The organism is Halorarius halobius (genome assembly GCF_024298865.1).
Lineage (GTDB): Archaea > Halobacteriota > Halobacteria > Halobacteriales > Haloarculaceae > Halorarius > Halorarius halobius.
On the sequence record NZ_CP101162.1, the window covers coordinates 162273 to 188626 of the forward strand.

Below are 26354 nucleotides of genomic sequence, written 5' to 3' on the forward strand. Positions count from 1 at the left end.
CATTAATTCGAACTGCACAGCCTGCGCTGATGCGTCGATATCAGAGGTCAACAACTCGGGGCAAGAATCATACATGATCGCTGGAACAGAATCGTATGGATAACAACTGCGGCGCAAACATCTCTTCTTCTCCGAGTTCCGAACCGGGGGTTGCGCTTGATGTGCTGCCGTTACACTCGACGAATCTCCTTACTGTCCTCAATGAGAAGGGCATTATTCAGTACGAGAGTCCTGCGATCCAGCGTATTTATGGATTTGAGCAGGAGAAACTCGTAGACGAACAGGTTGCCGAGTACTTCCATCCGGACGACCGCGAGCGAGTTATGACCGCGTTTCGGACCATCGTCACCAGTGATGATTCTACCGTGAAGGCGGTCGAGTACCGGCACGAACAGGCTGATGGGACGTACAAGTGGGTCGAATCCGTCGCATCGGGAAATCCCACACCCAGCGGATATTACGTCGTCAACACACGTGATATTTCCGCCCAAAAAGAGCGAGAACAGCAGCTCAAAGCCACGAACGAACGTCTCGAAGAGTTCGCCAGTATCATCAGCCACGATCTCCGGAATCCACTGAACGTGGCACAGGCTCAGGTCCACCTGGCACAGGAAGAGTGTGAAAGCGACCATCTCGACGACGTGGTCGGTGCACACGACCGAATGGAAGCACTGATAGACGATCTGCTGACGCTGTCACGAGTCGGTCAACAGGTGTCCGAAATGGAGCCCGTTCCACTGGCTTCCCTTGCCGAGACTTGCTGGCAAACTGTTCCGACAGCCGATGCAACCCTCGTGACCGATACTGACCAGTGGCTGCTGGCGGATCGGAGTCGTCTCCGACAGCTACTGGAAAATCTCATTCGAAACGCCGTCGAACACGGTGGAGAGGCTGTTACCGTGACCGTGGGGGACCTAGAGGATGGGTTCTACGTCGAAGACGACGGGACGGGTATTCCACCGACTGCCCGCGCCCAGATATTCGAGGCAGGTAATTCGACGACATGTACCGGAACAGGACAGGGGTTGAATATCGCCAAGCAGATAGCCGACGCACACGGTTGGCAAATCCAGCACACGGATGGAACGAATGGTGGAGCGCGATTCGAGATCACCGGTGTCGAGCCCATATAATGCTGAACACACAGTCTAACTGAGCTGAGAATTCGTATCGTCATCAGCGGAAAAGAATCTGCTACCTCTCCGCGTCTAAACGAGGCTGAATTAGTCTATTTAGAGGTCGCGTGGCTGGACCGTTTTCCGGTCGTTGGCCTCAGCTCGGCGGACAGCATCCTCCAAAAGTTCAGCGACTTCGTCGTCAAGTGCCTCGAAGAAGTCAGCAGATACGTTGTTCTCGTCAAGTGCTTCACGGACCTGGGATTGGACAACAAGGTCTGCCATACAGGACGTGTATAGTGACAGCACTCCCGATAAATATTCATATTCCGGGTTTACAGGTCTGATTCGCTACCTCTACTGAGAATTCAATCCATGAGCTCAAGATCGGTCAGCTCTGAATGAACCTTGGTAACAGTTTCTTCAGCTTCCTCAACACTAACAGCACCGGTGATAACGACTCTGCCGCTGCCGAACAACAGAGCTACCGTATCCATATCGTCAAGACGGTAGACCAAGCCGGGGAACTGCTCAGGTTCATATTCGACGTGTTCCAGTCCCAAGCCGATGGCGACTGCGTTCAGGTTGAGGTCTTGTCCGAGGTCGCCGCTGCTCACCACGTTCTGAACCGTGAGCTCGGGCTCTGCCGGCACATCCATTCCAAGACTCCGAAGCTCTTCGAAGAGCTGTGTCACCGCCTCTCTGCTTGCAGCACGGCTTGAAGCACCGGTACTGACGATTGTACCGGACCGGAACAAGAGCGAGGTGGCAGCAGGGCTTTGACTGCGGTATATCAGACCGGGGAACTGGTCGCGGTTGTACTCGGAGTTATCCAGATCGTCGACAAGGACGTCCAGGTCCAGTTCTTGGTCGATCCCGGTCGAGGTAACGACGTTCTCGATTTGGAGGGATTCTACTGGAGCAGCCATTCGCTGGCTGCCCTACTCAGGAATAGGTTATAAAATCGGGCGGCGTACTTCTCGACTACTTCTCAGGGCATACCGCAGTTATTCGGAACCCTAGTAACTGAAAATCCGATTTTATCGTCGGTAATGCTTTTCGTCATCGACCTCGGTGATATGAGCTATGGCTGTCGTCCAAGCCCTCCAGTCTGCGAGCCGTGCCCTTCGAAGAAATCCGATAATCGCTGGCATCGTCCTCGTCGTTACGCTGCTTCAGATGCCAACCCAGTTCGGACAATTGGCAGATCCGCTGGTTTCAGCAGTTCTCGGACTCGGCTTCACCGTTGTCACAGTGATTGTCGCACCCTTCGTGTTCGGCGGGTTGATCGGCATGGCTGACGAAGCACTGTCCGGCACAACAACGTTCGATACGTTCGTTGAAACTGGCAAACAGTACTACATATCGCTGCTTGGTGCGTATCTGTTGTTACTCGGTGGAATGATCCTCCTCTGGATTATTGGAAGCATCGTCAGCCTCGTCTTGATAGCAGGGCTCGGCATCGCATCGGGTGGGGTGTCGGGGACGGCAAGTCCGGCGTTTATTGCGATGTTTCTCATCGGTACGGGAGTGTCACTGATCTTCCTGTTCGGTCCCCTGTTTTTCGTCCAGTTTTACGGTCAGGCTATCGTCCTTGATGGGAAGTCTGCTATCGGCGGGTTCAAGCACAGCGTCGGACTGGTGCGACGGAACTTGGTGTCGGTGTTCGGCTACTCGGTTCTCGTCTTTGCGGGCGGGATGTTCTTCGGATTATTAGGTAGTATTCCGTCGATGCTGTTGTCCATGCAGATGACGGATGCACCTATGGATCTGCCGCTTCCCGAGGTCGCACTTCCAGTTGCTGCGGCGTTGACTGTCCTCGGGTACGTCGTCCTCGGGCTGCTGGGAAGCCTGTTCATGGTGTTTTCGGTGGCGTTCTACCGGACACTCGACTCGACCGATCCGACCAGCGATCCGCCGAGTATGCAGGAAGCAGTAGCCTAACCTTTCGGATCGACACGCGGTTACGTAGGTTTGATCGAGAAGGTGGATGTCGGTGACGAAAAGAAGATCCTTCTACGGATTCTGTGAATACAGGTAGCCGGCACACACCGCAAGCACAAGTTCGACGGCTTTCGCTACCACAGCCATCTGATTCAGGCTGCCCTGTTGGAAGAATGCGTCAGGGCTGAATTCTTGACAGCCGAAGAACGCGAGGATCGTGATAAGAGCATCCGATGCAGGTAATCGATGAAATCGAGACGTTCGAGCCTGTATAGCGCTGTTCTCTCCTTCTCTTCCTTGAGCGCGAGTGGTGTAGTTCGGCAGCATGCGGTCGTGCCACGGCCGAGACGGGCGTTCGAATCGTCCCTCGCGCACTCAGAGCACAATTCGTGGAACAACTAGCCCGTGAGGTGCTCCTCAACGGAGATGATATCATGGCGGTAACCAATCCCAAGGACCCAGAACCGACGACAACTGCTGTCGTGACGATCCGTATCCCATGCGGCGCCGACGGTGATCTCGTTACCGACGGCGAGGAACGCCTCTCGCGGGCGGGAAACGCCGATGACGTAACGATTGATGAACTACACCGTATCGATCCGAAGCTTTCGGCTACGGTCATCACCGTCGGGATTACTCTTCGGTGGACCACGACGATGACCGACGCGAAGATGAGAGATCGACTTGCCGAAGTCACTGGACTTGGTTCGATCAAACGGATTGGATGAGCCCTCCCCTAGCGAAGGTATAGTAATATCTTTGATTGATACTGAGATATTGGTATCTACTAGATGTACGAACCGTTCGACGAAACTGCCGCCGGGGTGGTGCTTGCGGTCGACCCTGGAGATTCGATCCAACGGGTCGCCCAGCGCCTCCAGACGCCATACGAGACGGTTCGACAGACGGTGAAGCAACTAGAGGATGGTGAGTTTCTCCGGTACAACGACGGTCTGTTCGTTACCGACGAATGCGTCCGTGAGGCGGTACGAGACCTGTTGGCCTCGAGTGCCGCCGTGAATCCGCCGTCTATCGAGGAGGCGTATGTCCTCCCGCAGTTCGGCGACTGGCCGTTCGCATTCGCCCGGATTGATGCGGTCTACGTCTGGACACAAGGGGGCTATCAGGTCGGTCGCGACCCGGATGACTATCCGCTGTTTCTCGCCATCCGAGAGCAGGATGTCGAGGCGTGGCAGGGCTTTTTCGAGCGGTTCGGACTTACCCACGGCGTTCGAGCGACAGCCGCGGGACGGACTCGATGACCCGCTTCAGATCGTCCTTGATCCGCGACCAACGCTCGAAATCGACCACGTCGACGGCTACCCAGTCGTCCCGCGCGACGAGACCGTCGCCTACATGTGCGAACACTACGCGCAGTTCCAGTCGGCGCTGGCGATGCTCGATCGCATGTACGACGACCTTGATCTCGACGTGGCCTATCGCGAATCGGAACAACCCGACTGATCGGCCTACGTCGAGGAGGTGAATTGGCGTACTCCGGTCTATACGAACAATTGCTCGATCGACTGCTGGACGATATTCGAATCGACACCGATGAGGCTCGCTGTTTGTTCATAGAGCCCTTCTGATACCGCTGCTCGAAACGTCTCCACGCCATCGTTCGAAACACGGTCACGAACAGCCGAGCGCATGTCTCCATACTCATCGACGTACCAGAGGAGGGCGTGGAGGTCGGCAAGATCTTTCAGTCGCTTGTGGCTCTTATCACGCTCTGGAAACGCTCGGATTTTCATCGCTGCCAGCGCTGTTGGAGGCGCAATCAGGGCTGTTTCCGGTGTCGTCCACGAGACATACTCTCCGAGCGGTTCTCCTTCGTCGTCTGCAAACACCGGTGCAAGAAGCGGTTCAGCAGGAGGCCGGAAGCCGAACGTCTCTTGGAACTCATCGAGCCTCGTCGTATCTGGGATGATATCGATATCGACCCGGAAGATATTGTGTGCTGGTTGGCTTCGGGCGGCCTCATTAGAGAGTCGGTCACCGGTTTCGCGGTGAAACTGCTGGTAGAATCCGAATCGTCCACGGTTGTAGCCGAGATCAGCCTCAATCCGTTCGAGTGTCGTTGCAACTGGTGCTGCTTGGAGGTCTGTGACCGACCACTCGGGGTCGATATGGATGCCGAGATCGATATCTCGCGACCCGATGTATGGGCGTCCGTGTGCGTCCTGAACCCCGGTCGTCACGTGCAGATGGACCGCCCACCCACCGAGCAAACACGTCGGCGGCTCAGCGACAGCGATGACGTCTTGGAGCTCCTGTTCGGAGAGCCGTGTGACGGCCTCGGCATACTGGCTCCGGTCAGCGTTACTCATCGTCCTCTCCGTGATACCTGGCTATGAGTCGGTTTGCGGCTTCGGCCGCAGGCCCGTCTTCATCGAGGAGATCGACGATCAGCTGTGGGACCGAGACGGTCGTGACGTCATCGACGGTTTGGGTGTTGTAGAAGACGTGCTCGTCGGTCGCCCGGAACTCCGTATTGCCGCCGCCGATGAGGCCATTTTCCTCGATGATGGTGAGCCACGTCGGGATATCGTCCTCCCTGACGTACAGGTCGGTCGAGGAACTGAAGAGAAACCCCTGGTGGACCTGTTCGGCTTCATAGGTAGTGAGTGCGTAGTCGAGATCAGCCTCACGGATCTGATTCAGCGGCTGTTGAAACGACACCCGGACTGCATTCGGTTCGATTCGCGTCTCGAGCCAGTGACGATACAGCCCGTCCGGATCCTGAACGGTTGCGTTGTGAATGTACCCTTCCGACTCGAGTTGCTCGAAGTACTCATAGGCCCACCCTTTCGAGACGTTGGCCCGCTGCGTAATCTCGTACCGGCTCAGCTCCCCGTCAGGATGATTGAGGAGGGTCCGGTGGAGACGCTCTTTCTTGAACCCGCGTTCACGGGCCGGCTTTTCGAGCAGCACACTATCTAGGTTACTGCCTATACTTATATATCTAACCGAACGTTCGGCTATCGAAGATAGTTATATACTGAACCGAACTACTCCTCTTCTCTTGACGTCTGGGGGTAGACAACGCGAGTTTATCTGCCCGAAGGGGGCGAGGAACGGCGATCATGCACATGCTCATACGCGTACTCGTCCCCGCAGCCGACGCGACAGAGGCGGTCGGCGCCGCACGATTCGCGCTCGACCGATTGATCGGGATCGGTGAGGGCGCGAGTACTGCGTTCGACTACTACAAGACGCTCGACGAATCGACCGCCCGGTATCGCGACCACCCTCGCTACGGTGGGCTCGATCCCGCCCATCGGTTGTCGTCCGCGACCGGTGAACAACTCCTCGACGACGCAATCGAGGCACAAGCAACGTGGTTCATCGAAACCGTCGCGACGCTTCATGAGAAGCTCGATAGGCTCGAACCGGCCGACGTGATGGACGATGTCGACCTCGCCCGGTACGACTGCTATCGGCTCGGACAGTTCGCAGGCCCATCAGTCTGGATCTACGATGAGCACGGCGCCGGGCTCCGTTCCCGGAGTGCAGTCGACCGCTACGTCGAGGACCGGGACTCCGATTCGCTCTGGGTGGTGCCCACCGATGTCCACTACTGACCGGCCAGTGGCGAGCCTCGGCTCAACCAGCCGTCCTCACCCGTTCGAAGTGGACGTGGGCCTCGACACTCGCGAGGACTCGTGGAGGGGGCTGTGAGCTTCTACGCGACGGTTGCCGGCTATATTCAGTACCGAACCCTCGCGTTTCTAGAGGCCGCCGTTGGCCGACTCCAGACCGGTGGCTGGCTCGACGACTACCAGCACTGGCGGGTCGACGGACGCGTCATCGAGCACGGTCGGGTCGAGATGATCGATACCGACCAGTTGGTGCTCGGGATTCCACCTGGATTGTATCGAAACCTCGCTCGGATTACGACGCGGCTGTTCGTCGGTGCGACCGACGGCGTCGTGGTGATCAGTTCAACGGACGGCTGTTTCGACGGCTGGATCGAGCGACCGCTTCCCGCAGCAGCCGAGCCGACGCCTGCGACGGATGCCATCACGAGCATCGACGCGGTCGATCTCGAGGCCTTCGCCCGCGAGTCTGGCCTCGGCGTGAAGCGGTTCGAGCGGACGCCTCCCGACGAATACGCTGCCTGGCAGGATCGGGTCTGTCTGGCCTTCCACGACACGTTTGACCCACCGTTCCCGCCGGATCTCGCTGACCAGAACCTCGACTGACCGACCGAAGATCGATCCTCGGCCCTCACCGGGCCACTTTCCAAAATGTACCTCGATTCACCCAGCTACGCCGCCGTCCCGACCGACCAGCGTGTCGACCTCGTCGACGAATCGCCTTCGAACGAGCGTAACTGCTGTCCAGAGTGCGATGATGTGCCGCTCGTCAGCGACGACACCGAGACGTACTGTCCCGACTGTGGTCTGATCGTAGAGGATGCCGGCCTTGACCACGGTCCAGAGTGGACGCCCTATGACGAGGCGGAACGGCGCCGAGTCGGTGGCCCCGTCACGCCGATGCGTCACGACTGGGGCATCTCTGCCAAGATCGGCTTGTTCCGAGACGGACACGGTCGCGAGCTTTCGGCTGCGACCCGGGCCCGCCTGCGTCGACTCCGCCGCTGGAATCGACGAGCACGCTTCGAGAGTAAAGCTGACCAGAATCTCGCACACGGACTCGGTGAGGTTCGACGGATCGGCGGGGCGCTCGACCTCGCAGAGGGTATCCAGGCGGAGGCGAGTCAGCTGTTTCGCGAGGCACAGTCCGAGGATCTGATTCGGGGTCGATCCCTCGACTCGATGGCGAGTGCGGCGGTGTACGCAGTGTGTCGCCGTCGTCGACTGCCACGCTTTCTCGACGAAGTCGCTGAGGCGGCTCGGGTCGACCGCGGTAAGGTTCGGCTGGCGTATGGGGTGCTCAATCGCGAGCTGTCGCTACGGATTCCACCGGCGATGCCTGCGGGCTATCTCCCACGACTCGCCAGTTCGGTCGAGGCGTCAGAGCGGGTTCGAGAGCGAGCGGTACAACTGTGCGATTCGGACGCGGTCATCGACCTCGCGAACGGGCGCAAACCCGCCGGTGTCGCTGCTGGCTGTCTCTACTTCGCCGGTCGTGAACTGGAGGGATTCGGTGCCGTAACGCAAGAGCAGCTCGCCACCGCCGCTCGTATCTCTGAGGTCAGTCTCCAGCACGTCTGGCAGGATCTCCAGGATCGAGAGTTACCGGCCTGGTCCGCTGAATCCTCCAATTCCTCAACTGAAATCGAACGGGGGCTTCCATGACTGCTACAAAAATCAGCAGTGAACAGCAGCCTTCTCATATCAATCGAATCCAAACGCTCCATAGATACTGAGTATATATTATAGATATGGCTGAGTTCACGTTCTAGGGGCGGGAAGCCCTTGAGAAAGAAGCAAAACCCGTTGGTGGTGGGGCACACGTCCATGTTCCCAAAGACTGGATTGGTGAGACAGTCGCAGTTATCCGCCTCGAACAACAAGAAACGGAAAACAACGAGTAACACACTATGGCGTCCACATACCTCTCACTCCCAATTTGCTTACCATTCGAAGAGCGAGAGCGCCACGCTCGATTGGACACACTCACAACCCGCGTGGCGAACACGCTTATCGAACAATACTGGACGCCAGAACACCTCACCGGGATTGACGACTACTCCTATCAAGCGTGGACATACTTTGATGAAGCCGAAGCATTCGCTGACGTTGACCTGTATCTCCCGAGTCGGTACAAGCGGTGTGTGATGCAGAAAGTCGGAGAAACACTACGGAGCCACGCAGACAAACGCGAAGCCTTTCAGTCCATCCAGTCCGTACTCCCTGACCACAAGATTCGGCGCATTCACACCCGTAGAATCAAAGAACAACTCTGGGGCGCTGAAGGATACCTCACATCAGGATATGTTGACTTGCTCATCGGGCAACTCAACTCTTACTACGACCGCCACGGTCGATTGCCTGCATCGTACTTCGAGATGCAAGAGTGTCCCGCGTACTCGAAAGGCGTCCTCCCGTATTCCGCAGATGATGGCCACACAAGTGGACAGGCTGTCAAATACGAGTACGACGAAGACGCACAGACACTCACAGTCAAACTCAAAACACCCGATACCGTCGAACCTGAAACGCGAGGGGATTGGACGTGGACGGAACACGAACTGGAAGGCTACGAAGCGTTTCACGAACTTCTCGAACAAGGTAGTCTCTCTGCCCCATCGTTTCAACCTACACGAACCAAAACAGGAGATGACTACTATGAACTCTCGTTCCCGGTGGAAGTCGAACACGCAGAGAAACCCGACGACGTTGAAACCGTTCTAGCGATTGACGGCGGTATCCGAAAAGACGCCACCGCAGTCGTCGTGACCGAAGACGGAGAACAACTCTCCGTCCCGTATTTCATCCAGAACACTGAGCGCGAGCGGATGAAGAATCTTGCCCGGGAACGCAACCAACTCAACTCCAAACTCGCGTATCTGCGACGACAAGGACTCGATCACACAGACTCGTTCACATACGTCCACGCAGAGTACGAGCGCGTCAACAACAAAATCGTGAACAAGCGCGAACAACTCGTTCACGATGTCGCAAACCAAATCCTCGCACTCGCTCTTGTGTACGACGTTGATGCGATTATCCACGAAGACCTGCGGAGCCTCTCACCGCCTCGTGGTGAAGGCCAACTCTCGTGGGAGTTGTCCTCATGGGCACGGCGAGAGATAATCTCGAAAATCGAGTACCGGGCGGACATCGTCGGACTGCACATGAAGCGAGTACGTCCGGGAAACACGTCTCGGTCGTGTCCACGGTGTGGCGCGACTGGCCACACTACGAAGTCTCCTGACCACTCGTTTGAGGTGTGGTGGGGTGGGCATTTCCGCTGTGACAACGCCCGGTGTGGGTTCCAAGCCGACCGGGACTACGTTGGTGCAGTCAACGTGGCTCGCGTGTTCTTCAGCAACTCGGCAACGCTGGACCACGATTTCACGTCTTCCTATACGGAGGGCTTTGAAATCGTGCCAGCAAGCCGTTCCGCTGGCTCGCGTCTCGCGTTCGGTGAAGCACCTATCGTGTTTACCGAACAGTCGGAGCAAGATGTGACTGCTGGTGGCGGGTCGGCGTTTATCGCGCCCGCTGTCACCCCGACAGAGACGAAAAACAATAGCAGTAAATCTAATTCCGTGTCAGGCCCAGCGACACACAGTTGTTCTCAATTCGTTAAGAGGACTGCTGTTTACTGCCGAAAATAGGAACGATTTCCATGACTACCGACGAGATCACTGGTCGAGAGGAACGTATCGAGGTTATGCTCGACCCGTCCACAGTCGGATGGCGTCCGGGCAACCCTTGTCCAGAGTGTGGTCACTCGGTCGTTCACGCTATCGTCAGGGCAGGCGTGCGGTTCCGTTCGGATGGATCGTGGGAGTTCGACGAAACACTCGGTGTGTACGACGCATTCTGCCCGGAGTGCGATTGGCTTCCGGCAGTTTGCTCTCTATGAGCAGTAGCAAGGAGCGTGTGAACTACTTCAACAGACTGTAAACAAAATTCCACAAACGTATTTATACGACTCAGTACTATAGTTTACACCGATGCTCACCAAGGCCGGACTCGCTGTACTGGACGCACTGAGTGCTGGCCGGACAGCAACTCCGTCTGAACTCGCAGGAGAGACTGAGTATTCTCAACCCCATCTCTATGAGATACTGGACGAGCTGCAGTCCGAGGGCCTGGTGACCGAAACCCGAGCGTCCCACAACCAGCGTCGGGTCCGAGCGACCGACCACCCGGTCGTCGAAGCGTATCGAGATCTCCGGTCGAAGCTCGGTCACGTTGACTGGACTGAGGTTCTTTCGCCCGCTACGCTCCGGGTGTGCTGGTATCTCGACGAACCGCGCCGTGCCTCCGAAATTGCAGAACGACTCGATATCACTCGTCAGGGCGTCCACAACGCATTATCGCCACTCAAGCATCGAGCGATGCTGTCGCCGTCCGGTCCCGAGTATGCGTTGAGCGACGACCTCTCGCCGCTGCTCGAGTTCGCTCGTGCCGTCGTACGCCACGACCACCGATCGCGGGTTCGGGAGATTGCCCCGAGTGCGACCGTTGAGTGGTGCGACTCGAAGCGGGCGCTCGTCCGTGTACAGACGTCCGATGATACGACCGCACTGCAGTCAGCCGCTGAATGGCAGTTGACTGGGCTCGCCAAATTTCAAGAATACGGCCTACAATTCTTCCTCGCTGGCGAACCCGCGTTCTGGTATGCCCCCGATGAAGAACTCACGCCTACCGACGTTGTCTGCCATACCCTCGTCCTCGACAGTGGTTCGCGCCGCGTCAGTTATTCCATGCTCTTGATCGAGAAGTTGGATATCGACCAGCAGACGCTGACAGAAACCGCGCGCTGGTACGACCTAGAGACAACGGTGACTGCATTGTACCGGCCGCTTCGTGGAGAGTTCGGTGCCTCGGACAACTTCCCTGTCTTCCTCCCGAGTGAATCAGAATATATGGCCCTCAAAGAGCAGTACGAGGTATCATGACCGTGTTCAAAGGAGGTGAGGCGATCAGGGCGTTTCTCGAAGAGTTCGACAGCTGGCTCTCGGAGCCTGTTACCGTGTACCTCCTTGGAGGGTCCGCGATGACGATACGGGGGCTGAAAGATCAGACCGAGGATATCGACCTGGCCCTGGGTGTTGTTTCCGAGTTCGAACACGTCTATCAGGCGCTGCAGTCCCAGGAATTCGCGGTGGTCGACGAACCAACGGAATCGTTTGAGGGTGTGGGAAAAACCGTTGAACTCCGGCATGACGAGCGTGGGTTCCGGGTGGATCTCTTCGAACGGCAAGTCGTCGGGAAGGTGTGGATTACCGATCGAATGCACGACCGTGCTGAGATATTCTGGTCCGGCAATTTTGCGACGGCATTCATTCTCTCTGACGAAGATATGTTCTTACTGAAAGCGGTCTCCGGCGGTGACTTGGCGAGTGGCCGACGACGCGATATCGAGGATATGCGAAAGTACGCCCAGCGTGGGCTCGACTACGAGTCGATTCTGACCGAGATTGACGAACAGCGACCCTTCAACACTGGCTCGACTGAAGCACGACAGATCCGCGACCGATCCCATCCGCTGTTCACTATCGAGATGGCGGTCAATTCTCTGTCAGGGCTTCCGAACACATTTACGTCCCGTATCGCGGATTTCGCGACGGAGTTCGAGGTCGAGTATACTGTTCTGGGGGCTGTTGATGATGGGATAGACGATGTCGAGGCAATCCGGGAGCACGTCCTCTCGAATGTGAGAATGCTCTCGGACGACCAGAAGCACGCAGTCGACGATGCTATTGATCGCTTGGTCGACAAGCATATTCTCGAGTGCGACGGGGCTACTGTTCGGCTCCAGTGACCCTTGGTAGCCCGTTGTCTTGTCCTTGTGGACCGTACCTCGGGGCTAGCGATCGATAGCCGAGATTTATCATCCCGTAAGGGATCGAGTGAGAGGTAGAGTCGATCTGCTTCATCTTCGATTAGACTCTTATCCTCCACTCCTAGTGGCTGCTCTTACCACAAACTATGAGTACAGAATCAACCTCAGAGAGCGCTGACACCGACGAGAGCGAGGATTCGCCTGTCGATCCGTCAGCGACCAGCCAGCAAGACGAACCGACGACCGACCAAGCACCGGATGACGAGGGAGCCCCCACTCCGTCCGAACACGAAGAGACGGACGACCCGACGTCCACAGGTCCGCCGGAGACGTTCCGGGCGGCGATCCAGTCGGAGCCACTGAAGAACATTCTGCGGGCACTCAGGGCGACTGTCGACGAGGCTCGCGTGAAGATCGACGAATCGGGCCTCCGCGTCCGAGCGGTCGATCCCGCGAACGTCGCGATGGACGACCTCGATCTCTCGGCGAGCGCCTTCAAGTCCTACGAGGCGACGCCTGGCGTCATTGGAGTCGACCTCGACCGGCTCTGGGATGCGGTCTCGCTCGCAAACAAAGGTGACCTCGTCCAACTTCACCTCGACACGGAGAGCCGGAAGCTGGTCGTGGCCGTCACTGGCCTCGAGTTCCAGATGGCCTGTCTGGACCCGGCGACGATTCGGTCGGAACCGACGCTTCCCGAACTGGAGCTACCAGCGAGCGTCACCGTCGACCGCGACACGCTCCGCCAGGGGGTGAAAGCGGCCGATCTGGTTGCTGACCACGTCGGCTTCCGAATGGACCCCGAGGAGGAAGTGTTCCGGATCGATGCCGAGGGCGATACGGATAGCGTCGACTTCCGGATTGACGCCGACGACTGGGGGGCGGTCACCCTCGCGGAGGCGTCCTCGCTGTTCAGCCTGGACTACATGAAGAAAATCGTCCGGACGACACCCGCGGGAACCGCTGTGAGGATCGATTTCGGGACCGAGTTCCCGGTGATGCTCTCGTACGATCTCGGCGACGGGGACGGGTCAATGACCCGGATGCTCGCGCCACGGATCGAGACGTGACCACGGTTCTCGGCATCCATCGCGCATGAAGACAAGCTACTCACGGTCGACGAATCGAGCCCGACGGTATCGAGGCGAGCGAACGCTCGGAGGCTGTCTCGTCTACGCCGGCGACGATCTCCTCGATAAGCACCTCACAGTCCATCCAGTGTCGCCCGGCGGCTTCGACTGGGGCCCGGACGCGGCTCCCGAACGTGCTTGCCAACTCGCCATCGCGCTGCTCGCGCCAACACTCGGACTCGAAGTCGCCGTCGACGACTACCATCTCTTCGCCGAGAACTTCGTCCGCCGGGAACTCACGGGCGATGAATGGTCGGTTCGTCTCCAGGACCTCCGCGAGTCGGGCTATCGAGAGCAGTACATGCACCGGGAGTATCCGGAGAATACCGCTCCAGAGCCTGCGGACGTCGACATCGAATCCATCGACATGGACACGATCTCCTACGCCGAGGAACTCGCGCTAATCCGCCGGTATGATGATGTCCTCTGGAAGAAAGGCAACACCCGCGGCAATCTGGTCAGACTCCAGGCGATCCGACGTGGCGAGCGTGACCCGGCGGCCGAGCCGTTCTCCAAGCAGTGGCTCTCGACACATGGACGGCTCACCTCGTCGGCTGCCAAACGAGCGCTTGGAGAGGAGTTCGAGACGATGGGCGAATTCGCCGCCTGGGCCTGTTATGCGACTTCGCTCACGACGGTCGACCACGTCGGCGAATCGACGGCGACGACGATTCGGAATCTCCGACCGACGCTCGTCCGGTGGTTCGGGGGAGAAGAGTACATTCCACAGTACGACGACGACCAGGAGACGCTCGTGACTGACGACACTGACGAGGATGACGGGAACGAGGAAGCAGCCGAGGATGATCCTTCGATTACCGCCTCTGGATAGCTGCGACTTGTTCGCCCTTGGTGATTTAGGTTCCTGAATCGGGTGAGGGGCGGACTAGTTCAGTTCTCCGTTCATCGAGAGCCGCGGTTCGCCTTCGATCATCATGTCCACACCACCACAACCAGACACAGCCACCGCTGACGACGGGCCACGCTCAATGGCGGCGACCGTTCCGGTCGCAGACCTGCTCGCCCGTGAGACGACCCTCTCCTTTGCTGGCCTCACTCCTGCCGACCAAGGCGACTACCCCGATGCGGTTTCATCGGAAGCTCGGTGTCTCGATCCCGATCCCCGGCCGCTGAAGGACGTCATCGCGACGCTCCCGCAGGCCGGTTCCGGAGAGCTCTGGGCGACCAACGAGTTCGTCGGCGTGGACGGAACCGTCGATACCGAGGCGATCTGCGATATCCACGGGTTAGATGTCGACGCGCTCGAGGACGCTGCGGGGTGTTCACTCGGCGATCTTGCGACGAGGGCGTCGTCGGACCCGCTAGTTCGAATCCGTGATCACCAGGACATCGTTGACGAGCGGCGGAAGGCGCTGTGTGCCCTCGGCTACGACGTCAAGTTCCGCTGGCAGATCGCCTCGGACAGATATTCGATCATCAACCCACAGGAGGCGTATCTCCCCATCATCGGTGCGCTCCAGCAGCGCGGTGAGACTGCGGCGTTCGGCTGGGCGAGCTACCGGGATTGGGGTGGCCTCCTCAAGATGTTCGTTGTCTGTCCGGGCCTCGAGCACACCGTCTCCGGGAGTGGGGACACAGAGTTCGATGACGACCCCGACGGCGTGACGAGCGTTGGTGACTCGGATGAGGCGGATTTGGTCGTGTACGGCGGGTTCGAGACCGGTTACGACTTCCGCGGGACGCAGACGCTGTGGGCGAAGCCCATCCTCTACTTCCCCGAGACTGGTGCCGTCGTTCCCGATACGGGGAGGCGCTACACGCGCCGGCACTATGGGCGGGCGACCGACGCCACTCATGAGCGGGCGAACGATCGTGTGCCGATCAACGAGTGGTGGAAGGCGATCTACGACGATATCGCCGACCGACTCGTCGACGTCGACCGGGCGATTCGCCGCACCCGGGCCATCGCCTACGACTTCGAGGTCCTTCCGTTCGATGTGGCCGCCTGCTATGAGTACTGGGGCCTGGCCGCGACGTACGCCGAGGCCGCTGCCGACCGGGCGACGACTCTCGCCTCGCCGCCGTCACGACCGACGGTGTATAATCTTCAGCTGTCGCTACTGATCGCACTCCTCGATTCGTACGAGGGCTCGCTGGCGTCGGATACGTACCAGGAGTATATTGAGACCGCCGGGGAGCTACTTCGAAAACCAGCGATGATGATTCAGTTGGCGCTAAGAGAGCACGACCGTCAGACCGACGACGAGTGCGACCGCGTCCTCCCCGATGACCAACAGACGCTGTCCGATGCGCTCGAAGACATCGTCGATATTCCAGGGATTGAGGTCGGTGACGAAGGGGAGTTGTCGGATCAGGAAGCCCAGAGACTCAACAACCGGGTTCAGCGCAAACTCACGGAGTTACAGTCTCCAGAATAGCTCCTTTGCCCCACGTTGGGTTTTCCCCGCGCTCTCCGAAGTCGCTACCCGCGACGAATAGAGATGACTCCTGCCAGTTCTTGACCCTTATATACGATAACGAGCCACCCGAGGTCACCGAAATGAACCCTGAAACACACCGCATCGACCAAGCTGACCGAAATCTGAGGTGCTGGCTCGCCATCCAGTCACGAGCCGGCGTCCCCGAGCTCGTATTGATCGCGCTGTTGCGCTCGTATGCCAGACGCATCGAACGACACGGCTACATCCCGAGATCGTGGGCTAACCCGTCATCACCCGAGTGGTCGGAGGACCCGGATGGCGTCTGAAGAACTCGATCCGGAGTTCTTCGTTCGGCTGCGAGCGGACCTCTTGATCATCGGGGATAGCATCCTGACGGATCGTCACCACGCCTCAAACGGCAACTACGACCCAACGGATCCGCAGAACCAGATCGGCGGTATCATCCCGTCGTTCTCGCTGTCGGGGTGGCTCCGTCACGGGATGGAACGCGTCGTTCAGGAACATGGGGCGACGGCGTGCCACCCTGGCGAAGCGAACGCGAACTTCCGAAAGGAGGAGGTGTACAGCCGTGACCTGGAGGCGGGCTACCATGAGAAGGGAGCGTGTCTCGACAGCGTTGATGACGGTTGCCTGATTCTCGATCTGTTCGGCGGAATCGGCAACCGACCGGGAAAGATCATGCGTCGACCCATCCAGTTCAACCCGGTCCGATCCAAGGTCGACTACACTCGTGGGCAAGCGGAGGGACACTACCGACGACTGACCCGGAAAATTGCCTCCCGGAACCCAAATGACGGTCGCGAATCGCTCCGAGTCGTCGAGATGGATGCTGTGGCGAACCTCGACGGCGCGTGGTACCTGTGCTTTCGAGAGCAGAAACCGGCATTCGTCGGGCTGCTGGCCGAAGCGGTTCGCTTTTTGAGCGAACATCAGACGGACTTTCTCCATCAGCTAGGCGGCGCCCGGAATTTCGGTGGTGGAATCGTGGACTGTGAACTCATCAATCCTCTCTACACCGAGCGAGAGTTGCGGCGGGTCTTCGACCGGCGGGGGGAGGATACTGCCGCGATGGCCGACAAAGACGAGCAGTGGGAGCGGGATTACCTCCCGGAGTTCCGCTCAGCACTTAGCAGTCGTATCGAGGGCCGAACTGGTGGATGAGGCGACCAGAATGATCGACGTCTATCGTCACGACGCGCACAAATTCCACGGGCAATCCCACGCGGACGCCCCCGAGGAGTTCGCCGGGATCCCCGTGAACCGGGCCGTCCCGTACGGTGCCGATTCCGACGCGGGGGCGCTCTCCCGCCCTCCGGGTCGACACGATCCCGTTGTCCCGACACATGAGATACACCACCGGCTCTCGTTACTGACTGGTGATCCGGTGTACATACCCGACAGCCGAGCTCGAGCAGCTGTCGAAAACGACGTGCGGGACCTGTTGACGGTGGCCGACGCCGAGAGTGCGCATGAATGCTGGCTACACAGCGATGTGGCGACGCTGTTCAACGAGGCGGTCGCATTCCCCTACACGAGTCTGAAGTATCATACGCTTCTCGTGGCGGCGCTCTCAGACACCTACCGTGCCGGCCTCTCGTTCGAGGACCTGCATCTGGTCGCTGACCCTGCCGACGAAATCGTTCCCCACCGCACTGTGTACTCGGGTGATCGGTTCGCGCTCCGGATCGACACCCACGATGGGAGTCGACCCTCAGCACGGCTCGGAAGTCAGCCGTGGCGCTCGTGGGCCTCGACGTGGAACCGGCTTACCGCCCACCCACTGAACACGGACTACGACAAGTGGGACATGGCGCTGGATGCTAACCTCCGGCGGATCTGGGCGTGGAGTACAGCTCTACAGTACCTCGAAGACTTCACCAGATGGAGGCGGGAACAGTGACCCGGATTCAGCAGGTACTCTGGAAGTTGGAGATGGACTACATCGGGCACCCGTACTACGTCTCGGGAAACGCTATCCTGCACGCGCTGAGACCATCGCTCGACTCAAGCGTCTCGCGAACGCTCCATGCCTCGCATGGGATGTTCGTTCCGGGACAGTTCGGACGGTTCCCGGAGGAACACAGTCAATCCGGCGTCCAGCCCTACCTCGGAGGTGGCCTCCCCGACGTCAATGCGTACGAAGACCTGTTCCTTCACCGAGAACCGGATCATCGCTGGCTGCTCGAATCCTGCCCTCAAGAGGCGCTCAATACACACGGACTCCGAACGGATGCCGGCCATCCGACTCTGGCGTGTCGCACGATTATGGGGCGCCCGAGGGACCACCGGAATGAAACGCAAACGACGCGCTGGTACGTCCACGCGTATCTCCATGCCGATGACCCCGCGGCGCTCCCGCTGGGCGAGGCCACCCTTTCGGACGTGCAGTTCGGCGGCAAGCGCACCTACGGCTACGGCGAGGCCACGCTGAAAGACACTCGAGTGGTGGAACTTGAGGCGCTCGAGTACTCCCGGCTGGATGACGCCGACGCCCATCTCATCCGGTTAATTACTCCGTTCGTGACTGCCAGTGACTATCCCGGTACGAACGACGTGGCTGTCCCACGGTGGTGGGCAGAAGATCGTGGTGACCTCCGGTTCCGAGAGGAGCGCCTACTGGCGTCCGGTGAGCCATATCGCTTGGAGACGATCGATCACGGACAAGTGGTTGAATATCTCGGTGATCGTCCGGTAGAGACCGCTCGGAATGGACTCACTCGGATCGGGTCGCACTCACGGATGGGATTCGGTGAACTCCGCGTCATCCCAGTCCCCGACCATGCAGAGACAACTGACGGCCATGCTCGTGGAGGACGGCAAATTGATCATCTCTGATGCTATTCAAACAATTGATAAAGAAGTCGTATTACCAACAAGAATTATCAAGAGTACATCGAGGTGGCTGGTGAACTCCTCCGCAAACCGGCCATGATGATTCAGCTGGCCCTGAAAGAACACGACCGGCAGGTCGAGGAGCCGGATGAACGTGTCCTCGCAGACGGTCAACAGACCCTCAGCGATGCGCTGGAGGACATCGTCGACGTTCCTGGCATCGAGGTCGACACTGAGGTCGATCTCTCAGACGGCGGCGCACAACGGCTCCACGACCGTGTCCAACGGAAGCTCGACGATCTCGATTAATTCTTGAGGAGGGGGTCCGCCGACAGTGTTTTATAGAATCCGCGGAAAATGAAATACATGGCCAACGCCGCTTCCCGGGGTTCACATCCACTCGATGCGATGCTCGCTATCTCCGATGTCGTGACGAACCAGCGGTATGCGAAGATCTACGCCCGGGTGCTCACGCTCGATACGCCGACGGTCGAGGAACTCTCTGAAGGGCTCGATAGTTCGACGACGACCGTATACGAGGACGTGAAACACCTCGTCGAGAGCGACATTCTCGAGCGCGTGACGGACACCCAGCCGCATCGATACCGGGCCCGCCGGATCGACCTCCATGTCGGGACAGACGAGGACTCCTATCAGATTACGCCGGCGCTGTTCGTCGCGCTCGCCCGACGCGAGACGAACGAGAACATTCAGCTGTTTCTCGACCGACACGGTGTCAGCGGCCTTGCGACCGCTCTCGAGTACGCCCGTGACTACGCCCAGGGCCGAATGAATGCCCGCATCATGGCGCGCGAGCAGGACCTTCCCGTGCTCGAAGCCGAGACGATCCTGCAGGAGATGCGCGACGTGCTCCTGGATGTCGACCCCGATCTCGAAGAGAGCCCCGACGTCGACGAACTGGACGCGGCAGTCGACGAACGTAGCGGGGAGTGAGTCGACGTGTCGGACTCGCTCTTTCCGGACGTGGAGGCACACGTCATCGATACGAATCTGTTCGTCGCCTTCGAGCGACACGACACTGTCGACCTGCTCGAACGAGCCGTCCGAGCCCACGATGTCGTTCTCCTCCTGCCACCACGGGTATACGAGGAACTGACGCCAGCGAACTATCCGTATGGAACGCCGCCGGTCGATGACGCGAGTGAGGCTGGGTGGGTTGAGGTCCTCGAGGACGTCGACTACACGAACCCCGTGGTCTCGGCGACGATGGATATGGTTCGTCGATACATTGCTGCCGCTGACGACCGCCCCGAACACGACATCGAACAGGCCGATGCCGAAGTCGGTGGTGCGACGGCGATGCTTCTCGAACGTGGTGACGCTGACTCGGTCGCCGTCTACACGCATGATCTACCCGCCTTTCGCGGAATCGAGCGGGCGTTGACCGAGCATGGCTACGAGGATCGCGTCCAGTTGGTCCGGGCGTTCGATTTCGTCGAGGCGGTCGAAAATCGGTATCAGTTCCAAGGGTAATCGCTCCGTTCGAATTGTTGGAGACGTATAACCAAACGACCATTGCATCCAGCGCTGGCTCGACGATCTCCACGACGCATCCTGACCGCCGAATTTACCGACCCACAATTGGGTGGCGGGATTCCCGCGTGGATTCTGTCCCCTACCCATGTCCTCATCCGAGTCAGATTCAGCTGTCGACCGGCCCGAACCGCTCGTCGTCCTCTCACACCTCGTCCATCGTCTGCTCAAGCGCGAGGGAGGGAGTGTCCCGCTCGAACGCGTGACCCTCCGGGTCAGCGACTACGTCGATATCGGCGATCAGGAGGCCGCAGACCTCATCGATGCTGGTGCTGCCGAGGGGGTTTTCACTCTCGACCGGGGGACCGGTGGAAGTACGACCATCGTCGGGGTCTCGCCCCAGGGGGAGGAGCCGGCCGTGATCACGGAGGCCTTCGGCGGCCCTGCTGGCGATACTGAGACTGCCGATTTTCAATCCCTTGAGGTCGTCACCGAGAGCATTGCGGCCGCACTCCGTGACGCCGGCTACGCGACGTTCACCGATCTCGCGGACGCCGACATCGGTGATCTCGCCGGAGTAACCGGGACGCTAACCGAGAGTCGTGCGGAGGCGATCATCCAGGCAGCACCCCGACATGTCCCCGTTGGCGTGTGGCTCGCCCGGAGTGCCGATGTCCGATACGGTCGACGCGTGGATGAGACGACGGGTCTCGGGACCGCCCAGGTGGTCGATATCACCGCGGCCACCGAGCCCGTCGGCGAACCCCGCTATCGATCCGAGGGGCTCGAGCCGGACGCTGTCGAGGCCCAGTACGTCTCCGATATCGGCCGGAACGAACAGGACCCGGTGCCGACAGGTCTACACGTCCTCGACGATCCTGACCATCCCGATGTCCCGAAGGCCGCGACGCATCCCGAGGCGGGTGACGATGCCCTGCCGGTCGATGCGTCGGGGGAAGTGGTTCCGCCGGCGATTCCGACGGAGCCGCGTCTCCAGCTCCCACTGGACGAACTGCTCGCGAAGAAACTGGCCCGTGGGTTAGTTCCGGTCCGACTGGTTGGCCCACGCGGCTCCGGGAAGAACTACCTCGTCAAGTACCTGTGTCACCGGACGAACCGCGGTTACGTCTCGGTGGACTGTGACGAGGCGACCCATACGGAGGATCTCTTCGGACCGCTCACGCCCACTGAGGACGGGCTGATCACGCCCCGGAACGGGCCGGCAAAGCAAGCACTACTGAATGGGTCGGTGCTGGTGCTCAACGAATTCCCCGTGATGCGTGCCGGCGCCGCGATGTCTCTGCATCGCCTGCTCAACGAGGGCAAACTCCTCGTGAAAGCACACGGCGAGCTGGTCGAACCCCATCCGTCGGCGCGAATCGTGATCACGATGAATCCGCCGACCCGTGAGTACCGGGATTCCGAGCCGATGAACTCGGCCACTCGTGGTCGGTTCCGGGCACTCGAACAGCCCTACATCCAGGACGTCGACGAGGAGGTCACGACGCTGGATGCACAGGTGAACACCAGTCACGAGGTCGTGGACGGGGTGACGCTCCGGAAGATTGTCCAGTTCGCCCACCAGACCCGGCAGAACGAGAACTGGCCGACGCTCTCGACGCGAAATCTGACGATCCTCTGTGAGCACATCGAGGACGGCGCCTCCCCGAAAGCGGCGGTCAAGAACGAGGTGTGGGCAGTCGCCGAGCCGAATCAGTATCCAGAGGACACCTACGAAACGCTGAACGACTATCTGTGATTGTTTCCGAAAACTGAGCCATCTCGGTCGTCGTCTATAGTCAGCCTTGAACGGAATACCGGAGCGCTACTCAGGAGGAACCCACACGTTCTGTAGAATTTCATGAGCCTCAGCCATGACTTGAGCGCGGCGGCGATCATCGGCGTTCCTCGCTTCTCGAAGCATGCGCAACACCCGATCTATCTCTTCTTGACTATCCCCTGGGGCTGTACTGATCTTTTCGAGCTCCTCAATAGCGACGTGAAAGCATGAATCGCGAAGTGTGAAATCAGGACCGGCGCTTCCCGGTTCATCATAGCCGGTTGTTCCATCGGCTGGAGCACTGCCCTCTCTGGTCATATCAATGGCCTCTGCGAGATGCTCGTTATTGGTGACGTCTTCTCCCTTTACGTAGTCCATCTACACCACCTGTGTTCGTGTTCGGTTTGTTGTAGTGTTAAGCGCTCTGTAGAGTTACCCCACGAGTTAGACTCGACCCGCCCGTGGGGTAACGCTCTATAGATGAGTTTATCTCCCGTAAATGAACGAGGAGGCTACGCGCTTCTCGTGTATCACCATGTTCAATATCACTTCGTCCACCGGGTCTACAGCACAGAGATTCGTCCCTGACGTAACTGCTCAAGTGCGGACGTCATCTGGACGAACAGAGCGGCTTCGTGCATTCGTTCGTGGTCATCTGCCACCGGGAATCGATGTCGAAGTCGTTCTCACGCCGGCTGTCGAAACCGCTGCGGTCCTTCCTGCCAGTCTCGATGCGCTCGTGGCCAGCGACGCAACTGAATTCGAGCGGCAGCAGGCCGAACAACTTCTCGAGAACGTTGACGCCGAGTTCCTCGTCCTCGTGACGACCCAACCGGCGCCGTTGGACCAAATTCCGGTGAACGATCAACTGACCGCCGATCACGCCCACCAGTTCGGGCTCGCCTTTCACGAACTGCTCCATATCCTCAAGACGGCTATCGGCCCCATCGCAGAACTCCTCGAAACCGAGATCGATCCTGACCATCGCCGACAGGTCCACGATCTCGTCAACATCATCGAGGATGGGGCCATCGAACAGGAGGCGATCGAGGGGGCGAATTTCAGCAACAACGCCGAGATTCGCCTCGAACTCACCCGCCGGATCCATTCGCAAGTTCCCGATGACGTTCCCGACGGAGAGCAGGTTCGGTTCTCCTTCTGGGACGCCGTGACGAGCGCTCTCTACGAATGGGCGATCTATCCGACGGGCATCACGGAGGTACTCCTCGATGAGGACGACGAGCGGATCGTCTTCGCGTCGGAGGCGGATGCCACAGGCTTCGATGCTGTTCAGGAGGCACTCCAGCGGTTAGCGCGGGATGCCCTCGTGATCCGGAGCGCCGAGCGCGACGACATCACCCACAGCCACGACAAGACCGCATCTGTACGGCGAGCTCGGCTCGTTGTAGAGACCTGGCAGTCGGCGATCCTCCCGCTCCTCGAGAACCATTCCGAAGCATCCGCCGAGTCGCCAACGGAGGGCGATGAACAAGAGACCGCTGCGGACTCCGTCTCGTCGCCGGACTCGGACGGCTCGGAAGCAGCTGGTCCTGAGACTGAAACTGACCCATCGAGCGACGAGGGGGCTGACGTAAAGGGCAACGAGCGCCCGCAGGTCGAACGGAGCGCAACGGACGATCCGTTCCAGGACGTCCTCGACCAGCCCGCAATCACGCCGGATCGGCTTGCTGGGGATCTCGACGAGACACCCGGCCTTGACGATCCGAATCCCCACACTGCCGATACCCCCGGATCAGACTCCGACGGTTCATCGCCATCGGTAGGCAGCGATGGAGACCAGCCGTCGCCGACCTCGAATCCCCTCGACTCCAGAGCGCGGGCACTCGCTCGCTCCATCGAGTGCTCGGACACAGAACCCGAGTCCTCGTACGGTGAACGTGCCTCCAGTGGCGACGAGATGGATGGCGGCTCTGATACCGCACAACAGTCGACCATCGGGGACTTCGACGCCAGCGGCGCTCCTCGTAACGACTGCTCAGCTGGAGAAACGACTGACTCTCACGAGGACCGCGACTCCGACCATGAGCAATCCGAAGGCACGTCTCCAACCACGAGTACCTCCGCTGGGGTCGGATCGGAATCCGCAGCCGATCCCGAGCCGGCACACGCTGAGGTGCTCGATCGAGATCCCGTGGACGAGACGGACACCTACGAGGAAGCACTCACCGCAGACCGGACTGCGGCTCACGACGAGGCAGATCGGGAGGGCATCGACACCGACGCGCTAGAGCGTGAGCTGGATGATCTCGCTCACCGGCTTGACCGGAGTGGTTCAGACGACGATCAGGTGGCCGGCGGGACTTCTGGGGGACCGGGTCAGCTCGACGAACTGGAGTTCGTCCCTATCGCTGATGACCCTGCACCACTGGGGATGTGGGCCAACATCGAAGAGGGCGCTGCCCGGATTGCTGGCACGCTCGAAAAACAGCTCCGTCTTGACCGTCAGCGTGGTATCCGGCGAGGATTGACCGCCGGTGGATACGACACTACTGCGGGCCACCGGCTTCTGATCGGCGACCCACGCGTCTGCAAGGTCGACACGCCGGGCCGCGAGAAACGCTACGCACTGGTGTTGGTCCTCGACCGCTCGGGCTCGATGCGAAACGGCGAGCCCCCGAAGATCGAGGTCGCGACGAAGGCGCTGGCGCGGTTCGCCGTCGCCGCAGAGGGGCTCGGGATCGAGGTGGCGATCGTCGATTTCGTCGACGGTCATGCTCGACTCGCGAAGCCCTTCTCTGTCGAGACTCGCCACGTCCAGGCGGCGCTACTCGACACGGACTGTGGTGGGGGAACGCCGCTGGCGGACGCTCTCGAACTTGCACGCCAACTCGTTGAGGATCACCGCGACGAGCCCCTCATCGTCGCCGTGACCGACGGCGAGCCGAGTAGTGTCGACGACGTCATTGACCAGATTCGGGCGTCCCACGGACCCGTCTGTTCGCTTACTATCGCCACCGATACCCAGCCGGGACGTCTCTCTACTGACGCCTCGGAACTCGCCGCATATTATGAGCGCGAGGCCACGGTGTACGACGGGGAGCGACTGGATGACCGGCTCGATCAGTTCGCCAGCCTCCTCATCGGCTTCTGAGAATATAGGCGGTGTTCGCCCTGCTTTATCCACCCGAATGGGGTGCGATCGATTCAGACCCGCCCCGAGATTCCCATGCCTCGAAGACACATTCACGCCTCTTCGTCGACGCTACCGCCACTGAAGCTCCCTCCGGGAGCGATAGCAGATATAGATGCCGTGCACGACTACGATGTCGAAACCGACCCGCCGGCCATCGAGCCGGTCGAACATCGCATTCGCCTCGATTTCATGGCCGGCGGGCTGATTCGGTACGATCAACTCCTGACGAACTCCACTTCCCGAGAGCGCGATGCAATCGACTCCGATCTCTGGCACCGGGCAGGCCGAGCGAAACCGCTTGGGGTCCAGTACGCAGAGGGAACTTGCCAGCACCGTCTCATTGAGGAAGCACCGTACTACGAGGTCTATGACGACGAAGACGCGCTTTCAGATGCCCCAGCATTCCTCGCCCATCGCCTTCGGCAGTGTCGCTCAGCGGATGCTCCGGAAGCCGCCGTCCGGTCGGAGCGCGACCGTCGAGAGACGTGGTACCGGACGCTGATTCCCAAGCTCAACCTCCGTTCGGTCCTAAAACGCTCCTCGTACGGCTCGTTAATCGACGACGGTCCCGCCGAGACGGCCGATGGTCAGACACTCCTCGAACACAACGGCTTCGTTGGAGCGGTCGTCCTCGGTTCTGATTCCGATCCCGAAGCATTCGCCCGAGAGCGGAGCCTTCCCCCGCAGTATGTCGTTCGTGAACGGAATCTTTCCTGCGGCCAGAGCGAAGCGGGAGCGCTTCCAAGTGAGTACGGACTCGACTTGCCCGCCCCGCTTCTCGTGGGCGAGTATGCGAGTGGGAGCCGGTATCCATTAGTTCCGTGGTCTGACGGGCTGGTCTGTACATGCCCGTTCAAGGCCGACGCACCGTGGCGAGTACTCTGCAAACACGAGCTGCTCGCAGCGATCGTCCTCGGTGCCCGAGAGTCGCTCTTTCTACCCGTGACAGACGGACTGGATGTCCCGTATCGTGCCCGCCGGTTCGTCAGTCCTGCCATGGCGAGCGTCCATACTCCTGGGCTCCCGAGCGATGAATGGCCCTAACCGGCG

General features: G+C 59.6%; 27 protein-coding genes, 1 tRNA gene and 3 pseudogenes. 25 read left to right on the forward strand and 6 right to left on the reverse strand.

Annotation, left to right across the window (positions count from 1 at the left end; translation table 11 throughout):
* The first annotated feature begins 95 nt into the window (after window positions 1-95).
* Window positions 96-1133: a sensor histidine kinase gene (locus tag NL112_RS20495; protein WP_255152664.1), complete on the forward strand. Its 1038-nt coding sequence runs from the start codon at window positions 96-98 to the stop codon at window positions 1131-1133.
* A gap of 99 nt (window positions 1134-1232) precedes the next feature.
* Here NL112_RS20495 and NL112_RS20500 read toward each other — a convergent pair whose 3' ends face one another.
* Complete coding sequence (locus tag NL112_RS20500; RefSeq protein ID WP_255152665.1) at window positions 1233-1400, reverse strand: DUF1931 domain-containing protein; 168 nt, start codon at window positions 1398-1400, stop codon at window positions 1233-1235.
* 83 nt (window positions 1401-1483) lie between these two features.
* A complete protein-coding gene (locus NL112_RS20505; RefSeq protein ID WP_255152667.1) occupies window positions 1484-2044 on the reverse strand; it encodes a TATA-box-binding protein in 561 nt (186 codons plus the stop codon).
* A 157-nt stretch (window positions 2045-2201) separates the two neighbouring features.
* On the opposite strand from NL112_RS20505, the gene NL112_RS20510 reads away from it, so the two are divergent.
* Window positions 2202-3059 (forward strand): DUF7847 domain-containing protein, encoded by an 858-nt coding sequence (locus NL112_RS20510; protein WP_255152668.1) that lies wholly within the window; start codon window positions 2202-2204, stop codon window positions 3057-3059.
* Between the two features lie 72 nt (window positions 3060-3131).
* On the opposite strand, the gene NL112_RS22995 is transcribed toward NL112_RS20510, so the two are convergent.
* Window positions 3132-3386 (reverse strand): DUF7475 family protein, encoded by a 255-nt coding sequence (locus NL112_RS22995; protein ID WP_434084203.1) that lies wholly within the window; start codon window positions 3384-3386, stop codon window positions 3132-3134.
* Here NL112_RS22995 and NL112_RS20515 point away from each other — a divergent pair.
* The 3 genes and pseudogenes from NL112_RS20515 (at window position 3361) to NL112_RS20525 (ending at window position 4523) form a co-directional block, all read left to right on the forward strand.
* A tRNA-Gly gene (locus NL112_RS20515) sits at window positions 3361-3433 on the forward strand. The genes NL112_RS22995 and NL112_RS20515 overlap by 26 nt on opposite strands.
* A gap of 60 nt (window positions 3434-3493) precedes the next feature.
* The gene (locus NL112_RS20520) at window positions 3494-3787 is read left to right on the forward strand and encodes a hypothetical protein (protein ID WP_255152669.1); all 294 of its coding nucleotides are present in this window, start codon (window positions 3494-3496) and stop codon (window positions 3785-3787) included.
* Between the two features lie 63 nt (window positions 3788-3850).
* Window positions 3851-4523 (forward strand): annotated as a pseudogene (locus NL112_RS20525) (RNA polymerase subunit sigma-70).
* Between the two features lie 38 nt (window positions 4524-4561).
* Here NL112_RS20525 and NL112_RS20530 read toward each other — a convergent pair.
* Window positions 4562-5389 carry a nucleotidyl transferase AbiEii/AbiGii toxin family protein gene (locus NL112_RS20530; protein ID WP_255152670.1) on the reverse strand — a complete coding sequence of 276 codons (828 nt, stop codon included), beginning with the start codon at window positions 5387-5389 and terminating at the stop codon, window positions 4562-4564.
* Window positions 5382-5993: a hypothetical protein gene (locus NL112_RS20535; protein WP_255152671.1), complete on the reverse strand. Its 612-nt coding sequence runs from the start codon at window positions 5991-5993 to the stop codon at window positions 5382-5384. Before NL112_RS20535 ends, NL112_RS20530 begins: the two co-directional genes overlap by 8 nt.
* Before the next feature lie 152 nt (window positions 5994-6145).
* On the opposite strand from NL112_RS20535, the gene NL112_RS20540 reads away from it, so the two are divergent.
* The 18 genes and pseudogenes from NL112_RS20540 (at window position 6146) to NL112_RS20625 (ending at window position 22129) form a co-directional block, all read left to right on the forward strand.
* Window positions 6146-6643, forward strand: coding sequence for a DUF7995 family protein (locus tag NL112_RS20540; RefSeq protein ID WP_255152672.1), 498 nt, complete (start codon window positions 6146-6148; stop codon window positions 6641-6643).
* A gap of 81 nt (window positions 6644-6724) precedes the next feature.
* Window positions 6725-7264 (forward strand): hypothetical protein, encoded by a 540-nt coding sequence (locus tag NL112_RS20545; RefSeq protein ID WP_255152674.1) that lies wholly within the window; start codon window positions 6725-6727, stop codon window positions 7262-7264.
* Window positions 7265-7309: 45 nt separating this feature from the next.
* Entirely contained in the window at window positions 7310-8323 is a 1014-nt protein-coding gene (locus NL112_RS20550) for a transcription initiation factor IIB (protein WP_255152676.1), read from the forward strand.
* Between the two features lie 125 nt (window positions 8324-8448).
* Window positions 8449-8562, forward strand: a pseudogene (locus NL112_RS20555) (DUF2080 family transposase-associated protein); the annotation flags it as partial.
* A gap of 93 nt (window positions 8563-8655) precedes the next feature.
* Window positions 8656-10311, forward strand: a complete 1656-nt coding sequence (locus NL112_RS20560) for a transposase (RefSeq protein ID WP_255152678.1) — start codon at window positions 8656-8658, stop codon at window positions 10309-10311.
* A gap of 342 nt (window positions 10312-10653) precedes the next feature.
* Window positions 10654-11604 carry a winged helix-turn-helix domain-containing protein gene (locus tag NL112_RS20565; protein ID WP_255152679.1) on the forward strand — a complete coding sequence of 317 codons (951 nt, stop codon included), beginning with the start codon at window positions 10654-10656 and terminating at the stop codon, window positions 11602-11604.
* The gene (locus tag NL112_RS20570) at window positions 11601-12470 is read left to right on the forward strand and encodes a hypothetical protein (protein ID WP_255152680.1); all 870 of its coding nucleotides are present in this window, start codon (window positions 11601-11603) and stop codon (window positions 12468-12470) included. The genes NL112_RS20565 and NL112_RS20570 overlap by 4 nt, the downstream gene beginning before the upstream one ends.
* 167 nt (window positions 12471-12637) lie before the next feature.
* Complete coding sequence (locus NL112_RS20575) at window positions 12638-13561, forward strand: DNA polymerase sliding clamp (RefSeq protein WP_255152681.1); 924 nt, start codon at window positions 12638-12640, stop codon at window positions 13559-13561.
* A 25-nt stretch (window positions 13562-13586) separates the two neighbouring features.
* A pseudogene (locus NL112_RS22955) lies at window positions 13587-13838 on the forward strand (DUF6166 domain-containing protein); the annotation flags it as partial.
* Window positions 13839-13922: 84 nt separating this feature from the next.
* Complete coding sequence (locus NL112_RS20585) at window positions 13923-14453, forward strand: hypothetical protein (protein WP_255152685.1); 531 nt, start codon at window positions 13923-13925, stop codon at window positions 14451-14453.
* 157 nt (window positions 14454-14610) lie between these two features.
* Window positions 14611-16020 (forward strand): hypothetical protein, encoded by a 1410-nt coding sequence (locus NL112_RS20590; RefSeq protein WP_255152687.1) that lies wholly within the window; start codon window positions 14611-14613, stop codon window positions 16018-16020.
* Between the two features lie 318 nt (window positions 16021-16338).
* On the forward strand, window positions 16339-17205 hold the full coding sequence (locus NL112_RS20595; RefSeq protein WP_255152689.1) for a hypothetical protein: 867 nt from the start codon (window positions 16339-16341) through the stop codon (window positions 17203-17205).
* A gap of 10 nt (window positions 17206-17215) precedes the next feature.
* Window positions 17216-17944, forward strand: coding sequence for a DUF8168 family protein (locus NL112_RS20600; RefSeq protein WP_255152950.1), 729 nt, complete (start codon window positions 17216-17218; stop codon window positions 17942-17944).
* The gene (locus NL112_RS20605; protein ID WP_434084204.1) at window positions 17941-18879 is read left to right on the forward strand and encodes a hypothetical protein; all 939 of its coding nucleotides are present in this window, start codon (window positions 17941-17943) and stop codon (window positions 18877-18879) included. Before NL112_RS20600 ends, NL112_RS20605 begins: the two co-directional genes overlap by 4 nt.
* A gap of 63 nt (window positions 18880-18942) precedes the next feature.
* A complete protein-coding gene (locus NL112_RS20610; RefSeq protein ID WP_255152694.1) occupies window positions 18943-19185 on the forward strand; it encodes a hypothetical protein in 243 nt (80 codons plus the stop codon).
* Window positions 19186-19242: 57 nt separating this feature from the next.
* Window positions 19243-19830: a DUF7437 domain-containing protein gene (locus NL112_RS20615; RefSeq protein ID WP_255152696.1), complete on the forward strand. Its 588-nt coding sequence runs from the start codon at window positions 19243-19245 to the stop codon at window positions 19828-19830.
* A 6-nt stretch (window positions 19831-19836) separates the two neighbouring features.
* Window positions 19837-20370: a PIN domain-containing protein gene (locus tag NL112_RS20620; protein WP_255152697.1), complete on the forward strand. Its 534-nt coding sequence runs from the start codon at window positions 19837-19839 to the stop codon at window positions 20368-20370.
* Window positions 20371-20518: 148 nt separating this feature from the next.
* A complete protein-coding gene (locus NL112_RS20625; RefSeq protein WP_255152699.1) occupies window positions 20519-22129 on the forward strand; it encodes an AAA family ATPase in 1611 nt (536 codons plus the stop codon).
* A gap of 66 nt (window positions 22130-22195) precedes the next feature.
* Here NL112_RS20625 and NL112_RS20630 read toward each other — a convergent pair whose 3' ends face one another.
* Window positions 22196-22528, reverse strand: coding sequence for a hypothetical protein (locus NL112_RS20630; RefSeq protein WP_255152701.1), 333 nt, complete (start codon window positions 22526-22528; stop codon window positions 22196-22198).
* A 121-nt stretch (window positions 22529-22649) separates the two neighbouring features.
* Between NL112_RS20630 and NL112_RS20635 the strand changes: the two genes are divergently transcribed.
* Both NL112_RS20635 and NL112_RS20640 read left to right on the forward strand, forming a co-directional pair.
* A complete protein-coding gene (locus NL112_RS20635; protein ID WP_255152702.1) occupies window positions 22650-25262 on the forward strand; it encodes a VWA domain-containing protein in 2613 nt (870 codons plus the stop codon).
* Window positions 25263-25421: 159 nt separating this feature from the next.
* Window positions 25422-26348 (forward strand): hypothetical protein, encoded by a 927-nt coding sequence (locus NL112_RS20640; protein ID WP_255152704.1) that lies wholly within the window; start codon window positions 25422-25424, stop codon window positions 26346-26348.
* Window positions 26349-26354 lie beyond the last annotated feature (6 nt).

Bases quoted from the DNA above. Each gene is read 5' to 3' on its own strand.
- NL112_RS20495 (WP_255152664.1), top strand. From the start codon at position 96: ATGGATAACAACTGCGGCGCAAACATCTCTTCTTCTCCGAGTTCCGAA.
- NL112_RS20500 (WP_255152665.1), bottom strand. From the start codon at position 1,400: ATGGCAGACCTTGTTGTCCAATCCCAGGTCCGTGAAGCACTTGACGAG.
- NL112_RS20505 (WP_255152667.1), bottom strand. From the start codon at position 2,044: ATGGCTGCTCCAGTAGAATCCCTCCAAATCGAGAACGTCGTTACCTCG.
- NL112_RS20510 (WP_255152668.1), top strand. From the start codon at position 2,202: ATGGCTGTCGTCCAAGCCCTCCAGTCTGCGAGCCGTGCCCTTCGAAGA.
- NL112_RS22995 (WP_434084203.1), bottom strand. From the start codon at position 3,386: ATGCTGCCGAACTACACCACTCGCGCTCAAGGAAGAGAAGGAGAGAAC.
- NL112_RS20520 (WP_255152669.1), top strand. From the start codon at position 3,494: ATGGCGGTAACCAATCCCAAGGACCCAGAACCGACGACAACTGCTGTC.
- NL112_RS20530 (WP_255152670.1), bottom strand. From the start codon at position 5,389: ATGAGTAACGCTGACCGGAGCCAGTATGCCGAGGCCGTCACACGGCTC.
- NL112_RS20540 (WP_255152672.1), top strand. From the start codon at position 6,146: ATGCACATGCTCATACGCGTACTCGTCCCCGCAGCCGACGCGACAGAG.
- NL112_RS20550 (WP_255152676.1), top strand. From the start codon at position 7,310: ATGTACCTCGATTCACCCAGCTACGCCGCCGTCCCGACCGACCAGCGT.
- NL112_RS20565 (WP_255152679.1), top strand. From the start codon at position 10,654: ATGCTCACCAAGGCCGGACTCGCTGTACTGGACGCACTGAGTGCTGGC.
- NL112_RS20570 (WP_255152680.1), top strand. From the start codon at position 11,601: ATGACCGTGTTCAAAGGAGGTGAGGCGATCAGGGCGTTTCTCGAAGAG.
- NL112_RS20575 (WP_255152681.1), top strand. From the start codon at position 12,638: ATGAGTACAGAATCAACCTCAGAGAGCGCTGACACCGACGAGAGCGAG.
- NL112_RS20585 (WP_255152685.1), top strand. From the start codon at position 13,923: ATGCACCGGGAGTATCCGGAGAATACCGCTCCAGAGCCTGCGGACGTC.
- NL112_RS20590 (WP_255152687.1), top strand. From the start codon at position 14,611: ATGGCGGCGACCGTTCCGGTCGCAGACCTGCTCGCCCGTGAGACGACC.
- NL112_RS20595 (WP_255152689.1), top strand. From the start codon at position 16,339: ATGGCGTCTGAAGAACTCGATCCGGAGTTCTTCGTTCGGCTGCGAGCG.
- NL112_RS20600 (WP_255152950.1), top strand. From the start codon at position 17,216: ATGATCGACGTCTATCGTCACGACGCGCACAAATTCCACGGGCAATCC.
- NL112_RS20615 (WP_255152696.1), top strand. From the start codon at position 19,243: ATGGCCAACGCCGCTTCCCGGGGTTCACATCCACTCGATGCGATGCTC.
- NL112_RS20625 (WP_255152699.1), top strand. From the start codon at position 20,519: ATGTCCTCATCCGAGTCAGATTCAGCTGTCGACCGGCCCGAACCGCTC.
- NL112_RS20630 (WP_255152701.1), bottom strand. From the start codon at position 22,528: ATGGACTACGTAAAGGGAGAAGACGTCACCAATAACGAGCATCTCGCA.
- NL112_RS20635 (WP_255152702.1), top strand. From the start codon at position 22,650: ATGAACGAGGAGGCTACGCGCTTCTCGTGTATCACCATGTTCAATATC.